This window comes from Arthrobacter sp. H41 (assembly GCF_000520535.1).
Classification (GTDB): Bacteria; Actinomycetota; Actinomycetes; order Actinomycetales; family Micrococcaceae; genus Arthrobacter_D.
Genome location: NZ_AZRZ01000431.1, coordinates 1 through 7830, shown reverse-complemented (window position 1 = coordinate 7830; position 7830 = coordinate 1). Strand labels below are relative to the sequence as shown.

7 protein-coding genes are annotated in these 7830 nt (G+C 64.4%); 4 read left to right on the top strand and 3 right to left on the bottom strand.

The genetic code is table 11. The annotated features are described in order from the left end of the window. The first annotated feature begins 447 nt into the window (after window positions 1–447). The gene (locus Y705_RS0100855) at window positions 448–1965 is read left to right on the top strand and encodes an ABC transporter substrate-binding protein (protein WP_253908425.1); all 1518 of its coding nucleotides are present in this window, start codon (window positions 448–450) and stop codon (window positions 1963–1965) included. 413 nt (window positions 1966–2378) lie between these two features. After that, a complete protein-coding gene (locus Y705_RS0100850; RefSeq protein ID WP_026531503.1) occupies window positions 2379–2627 on the top strand; it encodes a hypothetical protein in 249 nt (82 codons plus the stop codon). Window positions 2628–2905: 278 nt separating this feature from the next. Here Y705_RS0100850 and Y705_RS0100845 read toward each other — a convergent pair whose 3' ends face one another. The 3 genes from Y705_RS0100845 to Y705_RS0100835 form a co-directional block, all read right to left on the bottom strand. After that, the gene (locus tag Y705_RS0100845) at window positions 2906–3439 is read right to left on the bottom strand and encodes a GNAT family N-acetyltransferase (RefSeq protein WP_049822059.1); all 534 of its coding nucleotides are present in this window, start codon (window positions 3437–3439) and stop codon (window positions 2906–2908) included. Then, window positions 3436–4302 carry a PfkB family carbohydrate kinase gene (locus Y705_RS0100840; protein WP_026531501.1) on the bottom strand — a complete coding sequence of 289 codons (867 nt, stop codon included), beginning with the start codon at window positions 4300–4302 and terminating at the stop codon, window positions 3436–3438. Before Y705_RS0100840 ends, Y705_RS0100845 begins: the two co-directional genes overlap by 4 nt. 62 nt (window positions 4303–4364) lie before the next feature. Beyond that, complete coding sequence (locus Y705_RS0100835; protein WP_026531500.1) at window positions 4365–5141, bottom strand: GntR family transcriptional regulator; 777 nt, start codon at window positions 5139–5141, stop codon at window positions 4365–4367. A gap of 138 nt (window positions 5142–5279) precedes the next feature. On the opposite strand from Y705_RS0100835, the gene Y705_RS0100830 reads away from it, so the two are divergent. Both Y705_RS0100830 and Y705_RS0100825 read left to right on the top strand, forming a co-directional pair. Further along, window positions 5280–6704, top strand: a complete 1425-nt coding sequence (locus Y705_RS0100830) for an MFS transporter (RefSeq protein ID WP_026531499.1) — start codon at window positions 5280–5282, stop codon at window positions 6702–6704. Window positions 6705–6760: 56 nt separating this feature from the next. Next, a complete protein-coding gene (locus Y705_RS0100825; RefSeq protein ID WP_026531498.1) occupies window positions 6761–7759 on the top strand; it encodes a nucleoside hydrolase in 999 nt (332 codons plus the stop codon). The last annotated feature ends 71 nt before the right edge of the window (window positions 7760–7830 follow it).

Genomic DNA, 7830 nt, shown 5'->3' with positions numbered 1-7830 from the left:
CCCTTGTGGTCGAGCCCAAAGCCGTCCACAGGTGGGCGCGTCACAGCATTCCTCCTGCCAGGTACAGCCGCACCGATCCGGTGAAACCACTTCGTCGATCCCCGGCGCGGTCTTCAGTGAACGGTCCTTTCCCGGGGGTGATTGCACTCCGAGGAATTGGTCGGGACATGCGCTGTTGTCGAGCGTCTCGCGTGATTAGTTCTCCTATGTCCTAGTTAAGACCGTCGGGTTGTATACAAAAACGGCTTTATGGCCCTTAATGTATGTAATGCAGATCCCTCCGGACAGAGGAAACCCGTGACCAACTCGCTTCCAGTTTCACCCAGCGCTTCTCGGCGCGTGCATCACAGATCCTTGATCCCGGCCCTTGCGCTTGGCCTGGTCGTCAGTATCACCGCGTGTCAAGCACCGCAGACCGCGACAGAAGCACCGCAGGGCGAGGATGTCATGACCGCTCCGATCGGCGATCAGACCATCGTGGAGGGCGGCGATCTCGTCATGGCCCTCTCCGCAGAGCCCGACCGCCTGGACCCGACGACGTCGTCGTCGCTGTACACGCGGTACGTCATGCAGACCATGTGCCAGAAGCTCTACGACATCGACGAAAACGGCGAGATCGTCCCGCAGCTCGCCACCGACCTCCCCGAGGTCTCCGAGGACGGCCTGACCGTGAGCATCCCGGTCCGCGACGACGCGGTCTTCGCCGACGGAACCCCCTTCAATGCCGAAGCGGTGGCCCAGACGATCGACCGCGGCCTCAACCTTGAGGGATCGTCGCGCAAGAGCGAACTCGGCCCCATCGAAAGCATCACCGCCGTGGACGCGACCACCGTGGAAGTGACCTACGCCGAGCCCTTCGCACCCCTGACTGCGGCACTGGCCGACCGTGCCGGCATGATCCTCTCGCCCGCGGCGCTGGCCGCGAACGGTGAAGCCTTCGGCGACAGCCCCGTCTGCGTGGGCCCGTTCAAGTTTGCGGAACGGATCCCCCAGACCTCCATCACCGTGGAACGTGATCCGCTCTACTACGACGCCGAGAACGTACACCTGGACACCATCACCTACCGCATCATCACCGACTCGAACATCCGCGCGGCGAACCTGCGCTCGGGCGACGTCCAGGTGGCCGACACCATCTCCACCCAGGACGTGGACGGACTCATGGCCGAGGAGGGCATCAACGTCCTGCAGGCCGGTTCCCTCGGCTTCCAAGGATTAACCATCAATGTCGGCAACACCGACGGCGTCGGCGCGGCCCCGGGAGTCATTGATACTCCCCTGGCTACCGATACGACGGTGCGTCGGGCTCTGGCCATGTCGATCGACCGGGAGTCCCTCGTGCAGTCGGTCTTTGGCGGCTGGTATGAGCCCGCCTGTTCCCCCATTTCCCCGGCGAGCCCCTTTAGCACTGACGCGAGCGAGGCATGCCCCGAGTACGATCCCGAGGCGGCCAAGGCCCTACTGGAGGAAGCCGGCGTGGAAATGCCGTACAAGTTCACGATGCAGGTCAGTAACAACCCCGACACCATCCGGTTCGCCCAGGCACTGCAGGCTTCCGTCACGGAGGGTGGCTTTGAAATGGAGATCCAGCCCGTTGAGTATTCAACCCTGCTCGACGTCCAGGACCGCGGGGACTTCGAAACCATCCAACTCGGCTGGTCCGGCCGGGTCGACCCTCACGGCAACATGTTCAACCGCCTGTCGACAAGTACCAGCAATAACTACATGGGTTACAGCAACCTCGAGGTCGATGAGCTGCTCATTCAGGCCGCAGAGGCAAACGACATCGCCGAGCGCTCCGAGCTTTACGGTCAGGCCGTCACCCAGATCCAGGAGGACAACCCGATCATCTACCTCTACCGCCTGCGCAACCTCACCGCTCACACCACCAACGTGGCCGGTATAGAAACGTTCGCCGACGGCGTGGTCCACCTCAGCAACGCAGCATTCGTCGAAACCGAATAGACCAACCACGCAGCCGGTCAGCTCCGAGAACGTAGGCCTGTCTACTGATCCCGTCGCTGGGGACGGGGCTGATCGCATGGAAGGTGGCCGGTGAACATGCTCCTACCAATGAAAAGCTGGGGATTCGGTGAAAACCGTGAGTCATGTGGTGTTCATTGGGGACGTTCAGGAGTCGAGAAGACAGGTGTTGCCCTCGAGCTACATTCCCTGTTGGTAGAGCAGGACGTGAAGCACTGCGTCATTGAGGGCGACGATCTGGATTTGGCGTATCCGAGACCTTGGATCCCGAAGAACCGTACGCAGTCCCCTTGATCGCTGCGCAATCGTGACCGACACGAGATTCAAACTGACCCATTTGTCACACAAGCCCCAGCAGAATAGGTGCATCATCGGGGCTTGGGTTGGGGAGCAGCATGCAGTGGATCAAGAAGAACAAAAGGTTCGTGCCGTCGGCGTTCGCGCTCACCACGGTGGTCGTGTTCTGGATCGTCGGAGCCGCCGGCGGGATGGGATTCCTGCACGACGCGGAATCGGCGATGGCCATGCTGGCCGGCCTGTATCTGATGCTCGGAGTGGTGGCCGTTTCGATCATCGTGACGGTGCTGGCGCTGATGGACCTAGCCCACGTCACCTCTGACCGAAAGCAGCGGACCGTCGCCTAACAGCGGTTACTGCGGAACGGAAACGCCCTGAGGGTAACCGCTGATTTCCACTCACCGCACAAACTCATAATCCGCAGGGAACACGTCCTCTCCGTCAATGCCGAGGATCTGCATCTCGGGCAGAACAACCTCCAACTCGAGGCTGACGTAATGGACCGTTATCTGTTACGCAGGACCGCCGGGCATTACCGTCCGCGGAGGGGCGCCCTGCCTTAAAAAGTTCCATATAGGTGGTGGCAGGGCGGCAGGAGTCAAAGCTGATACTGAGGCGGGCGCGCTCAGAGCGTGCAGTGGAATACCCAAAGGTTCTTCTCGCCGCCGTCGAAGCTCCAGTCCCTCCCGGGGACGCGGCGGAAGCCAAGCGATTTGTAAAGGGCGTGCGCGGGGCCCATGTAGGCGGCGCTAGATAGGACCACGGCGTTCACGCCGTCCAGAGAATGCGCATGGTCCAGGATCTGCTCCACGATGGCGCGGCCCACGCCCTGCCCCTGGGCAGACGGGTCTACGGCCAGCATGCGAAATTCAAGCTCACCTTCTCGGGCGACCTCTGTATACCGTTGGGTGGGGGCGGTGAGCATCACTGTCCCCACCGACCGACCGTCCGACTCGACGATCCATACCTCGGCGTGTGATGCGCGCTGCTCGACATCACCGAGGACCGCAAGGTAGGGGTGGCCCTCGGTTACGTGGCCTGCGCCGGCATAGGCTGCAAGGGTGATGCGCCGGACCTCATCGAAGTCGCTCTCCCTCGCTTGCCTGATTTCCAGAGTTGTACTGGTTTTCGGCGCTCCGCCGAATTGCACGATCGTCATGCCGGTAGGGCCGGCCCTACGGTCTCGATGTAGCTCATCAGCGGGGCGAGCTCGGGCTGGGAGGACTGCTGGCCGACGGCGTCAGCGCCCACCGCGTTGGCTACCGCGAGGGCCTGCTCGTAGGGCAGCCCGTCCCGCAGCGCCAGGACAACGGCAGCGCAAAAAGCGTCACCGGCCCCAATCGTATTGACGACATTCGCCCTTCGCCCGGGTGCGCGGGCCACGAGATTCCCGCGTTCGTAGAGGGCCGCGCCGTCCTTGCCGTAGGTCACGGCCACGAGCCGGGCGTCGGCCAGCTCGGGCATCAGGGCGTACTCGGTTTCGTTGACGATGACGAGGTCGCAGCGCTGGATGAGTTCCAGAGGGAGCGGCTGCGCCGGGGCCGCGTTGAGGGCGAAGTACCCGGCGTGGCGGCCCGCTGCCTCAAGGACGATGTCCAGTCCCACCTCGAGCTGGCACAGCAGTATCTCGTCCCCGGCGAAGTCGACGCCGTCGAGGACGACCTCGGAGTTCGCGCCGGGGCACACGGCTATCTGGTTCTCTCCCTCGCGGTCAACGACGATGAGCGCGGTACCGGTTTCGGTGTCGCGGCGGGCTACATCGATCACATCCACTCCCGCCGCGGCGAGGGCTTCCAGCAGTAACCGCCCGGAGTCATCGTTGCCCACCGCGCCGATCATCCGGGCGGAGCCTGCAAGGCGCGCGGCTGCAGCGGCCTGGTTGGCACCCTTACCGCCGGGCTGACGGCTCAGAGTGCCGCCGCCTATGGTTTCTCCCGCCACCGGCAAACGTTCGGTGGTGGCGATGAGGTCAAGATTGATGCTGCCCAGCACGGTCAGTGGCTGATGGGTGGAGTGCTTCATGGACTTCCTTACTGAGCATCAGTGTGCCGGGTGGCGGCACGGGCTGCGTGGTGAGAGTGGGGTCAGGATTGCTGAACGGAGAGGTAGCCGGCTCTGGCGGGGATGAGGCATTTAGCAAGGTAAAACGGTACGCCGCCATAACGGACGTATTGGGTGAGCACCATGACGGGGTCAGAGGGGCGCAGGGCGAGCAGCTTGGCCCGGCTCGGCCCTACGGTGGTCAAGCCGATCTCGCACCTGCCCGGTCCGAGGGCCGGGCCCAGAACGCCTGCGATCGCGGCGAGCAGAGTACCGCTTTCCGACGGCGCTGCCAGCGCCGCCGTTACATCATCAAGACACCCTGGAGTGCCGGGCTGGGTCGAGATGTGCTCCTGCAGGTGGGCGATCTCCTCACCATCTCGGGAGATAACGGTCTCCCACAGGAGGAAGTCCTCGTCCGGGCGGACGCCGATGCCCGGGGCAATGAACTGCGACGCCGGCTGGTGGACCGTCTGAACCCGCTCGACCGACACCGGGTGACCAGGAGTGGTCAGGAGTTCCTCGAAGGGCTGGATGCGTTCGATACCCAGCCGGGGAAGCGAATCGGTGACGAAGCGCCCCACGCCGCGCCGGGCACGGACCAGTCCGTCTTCCTCAAGCAACATCAGCGCCTCCCGGACAACCGTCCGGCTGACTTCCATCGCTGCGCCGAGCTCCGCTTCGGTCGGCAGAAGCGACCCGGGCAGGAGAGTTCCGCCCCGGACCGCCTCGGCGATGCGCGAGTATACGGCCACGCGCAGCGGCAACCCTTGCTGGGTGTTAAGGGGACCGGCCCAGGGCCGGACGTCGAGATTGTTCATGGGGCCTCAGTTCGTTCCGCTTTAGGAACAGTGTAGCCATTCCTCCCAGCATGTGTTGTACCAGCTCATTATATGTGCTTGTATAACAACACACTCCAGAAGGGCCGACGTCGCCCCTGTCGAACAAGGAAGTTTGCTGTGATCACTCCCTCCACCTCTGCATCCGGTGCAGTAACCACTGGGCAAAGCCCTTCCGAGGGCGGCCCCCGCCCCCAGGCCGCAGTCCTCATCACCACCCTCCTGCTGGGGGTCCTCTCCTTCCAGCTCAACGCGAGCATGGTCACCCCCGCTTTGCCCCAGATCGGCGCGCACTTCGGGGCAGACGCTGCAGGCGTGGCCCAGGTGCAGTCCATGTTCTTTCTTGCCGGCGCCATCTCCGGCCCGATCATCGGCCGTTGGAGCGACTTCATCGGCCGCCGACGGGCGCTATTGCTGGTGCTGGCTATCATGGCTGTCGGGACGGTCCTGTGCCTTCTCGCCCCCACCCTTCCCCTGCTTATCATTGGGCGTTTCCTGCAGGGCGTCTCGAGCGCCATGTTCGCGCTTTCTTACATTGTGCTGAGGGAATACCTCGACGCGCGCATGTTCGGCACTGCGGTGGGCATTCTGGCGGCCGTCAACGGCGGCGTCGCCGGTTTTGACGGTTATGCCGGTGGTCTCATGACCGAAGCCTTCGGCTTCCAATCGATTTTTGTTGTGGTACTCGGCCTCGCCGCCATCGCCGCTGTGTGCATCGTCCGCGTCGTCCCCACCGGACGCCCCGCCGTCTCCGGCCACATGGACTGGTGGGGAGCTGCCTTGCTCTCGGTCTTCCTTGTCGGCCTGACCTACTTCGTGACCACCGGTTCGTCCGCCGGCTGGACCTCCTTCGCCGCCCTTGCGCTCCTCGGCGCGACCATCGCAGCGTTCACCGCGTTCTGCGCCGTGGAAAAACGGCGAAGCTCACCGCTCATCGCCGTGCACCACCTGCGTTCCCGCAACGTCTGGACCGTCATCGCCACCACCGTACTGACCCTCGCCGGCATCTTCGCGATCATGAACTTCACTGTCGTCCTGCTCAGCCAGGACGCGCAGAACGGCTTCGGCCTCAGCGCTTCCCTCTCGGCCCTGTTCTTCCTCACCCCGGCCGCGCTCATCGGCGTCTTCGCAGCACCGCTGGCCGGATGGCTCACCGCCCGGACAGGGTGGATCAAAACCCTGCGCATCGGCACCGCCCTGAGCCTCGCCTGCGCGATCGGCGCCGCGCTCTTCGCCGACAACCAGTGGGCCGTGCTGGCCGCAGTCGCTGCGCTCGGGATCTTCTACAACGGCTTCTTCCTCACCGCCATCAACGGTCTCTCCGTACTGCTATCCCCCAAGGACGCACCGGGCGCCCTTCCCGGCATTAACGGAGCATCCTTTGGTATCGGAGCAAGCCTCGGCGTCGTCCTCGTGGCGCCGTTCGCCGGGCAGGGCACGCCAGACGGCTACGCAGCCGCCCTCTGGATCTCGGTCGGCATCACCGCCGCCGCATTCCTGGTCAGCCTTCTCGTGCCCGCCCCGACGGGCGAGCCCGCGCCGTAGCCCCCCAGCCCACAGTTCCCAGCACACGCCCTTTTGTCAGAAAGAGAACAAACGACATGACCACTATCCGACCCTTCTACCTGGACTGCGACACGGGCATCGATGACGCACTGGCGCTGGCCTACCTTCTGGCCACACCAACCGTCGAACTTCTTGGCATCGGCACCGTGAGCGGGAACGTCGCCGCGGCCACCGGAGCCGCAAACACCCGTGACCTCCTGCAACTCGCCGGAACCCCGGGCATTCCGGTGGCCATCGGCGCGCACGACTTCCTGGCCCGACCCTTCGACGGCGGCGCACCCCACGTCCACGGGCCCAACGGAATCGGCGGCATCACTCTGTCCACCGCCGACCACACCCCACACTCCGAGACGGCGGCCGAACTGCTGATCCGGCTCGCTTATGAGAACCCGGGGACCCTGCGCATTCTGGCCATCGGCCCACTGACCAACATCGCGCACGCCCTGCGGCTCGAGCCCCGCCTTCCAGCGCTCATCGCTGAAATCACCATCATGGGCGGTGCGGCGCTCGTCCCCGGCAACATCACCCCCGTCGCCGAGGCGAACATCGGCAATGACCCCGAGGCCGCCCGCGAAGTCCTCGCCGCCCCATGGAACATCACCCTCGTTCCACTCGACGTGACCATGGCGAACGTCCTCGAAGAAGAGCACCGACGGGAACTCCTTGCGGCGGACACCCCGCTGGCACGCACCCTAGGAGAAATGCTCGGCCACTACTACCGCTTCTACGAGGGAATCTTCGGACGGGCCTGCTCCGCCATGCACGATCCGCTTGCCGCCGCGATCGCCGTGGAGGCGGTCGCCCTCCGCACAGCACCCGTAATCCACGTCGAGGTCGACGCCGGGCACGGACCCGGCCGCGGCCAAACAATCTGCGACCTACGCGGCCAGCACCTCGGATACCCCGAACAACCCGGCGCGCACTGCCGCGTGGTCCTGGAACTCACCGAAGACTTCGCCGCGCACCTCACCAACACCATCATCGGCCGGACCCCGCAAAACCAGGAAAGCCGACTGCAAGCAGCACACGCCTAATTGAGCTGATCGCCGGCAAGACCACCAACTGATAATCGTGAAACTCGTCCTCCCGGCTCTCCGGCCAGTCA

What these genes read in the sequence shown, in the direction of transcription:
- Y705_RS0100855 (WP_253908425.1), top strand. Translation starts at nt 448, where the DNA reads ATGACCGCTCCGATCGGCGATCAGACCATCGTGGAGGGCGGCGATCTC.
- Y705_RS0100850 (WP_026531503.1), top strand. Translation starts at nt 2,379, where the DNA reads ATGCAGTGGATCAAGAAGAACAAAAGGTTCGTGCCGTCGGCGTTCGCG.
- Y705_RS0100845 (WP_049822059.1), bottom strand. Translation starts at nt 3,439, where the DNA reads ATGACGATCGTGCAATTCGGCGGAGCGCCGAAAACCAGTACAACTCTG.
- Y705_RS0100840 (WP_026531501.1), bottom strand. Translation starts at nt 4,302, where the DNA reads ATGAAGCACTCCACCCATCAGCCACTGACCGTGCTGGGCAGCATCAAT.
- Y705_RS0100835 (WP_026531500.1), bottom strand. Translation starts at nt 5,141, where the DNA reads ATGAACAATCTCGACGTCCGGCCCTGGGCCGGTCCCCTTAACACCCAG.
- Y705_RS0100825 (WP_026531498.1), top strand. Translation starts at nt 6,761, where the DNA reads ATGACCACTATCCGACCCTTCTACCTGGACTGCGACACGGGCATCGAT.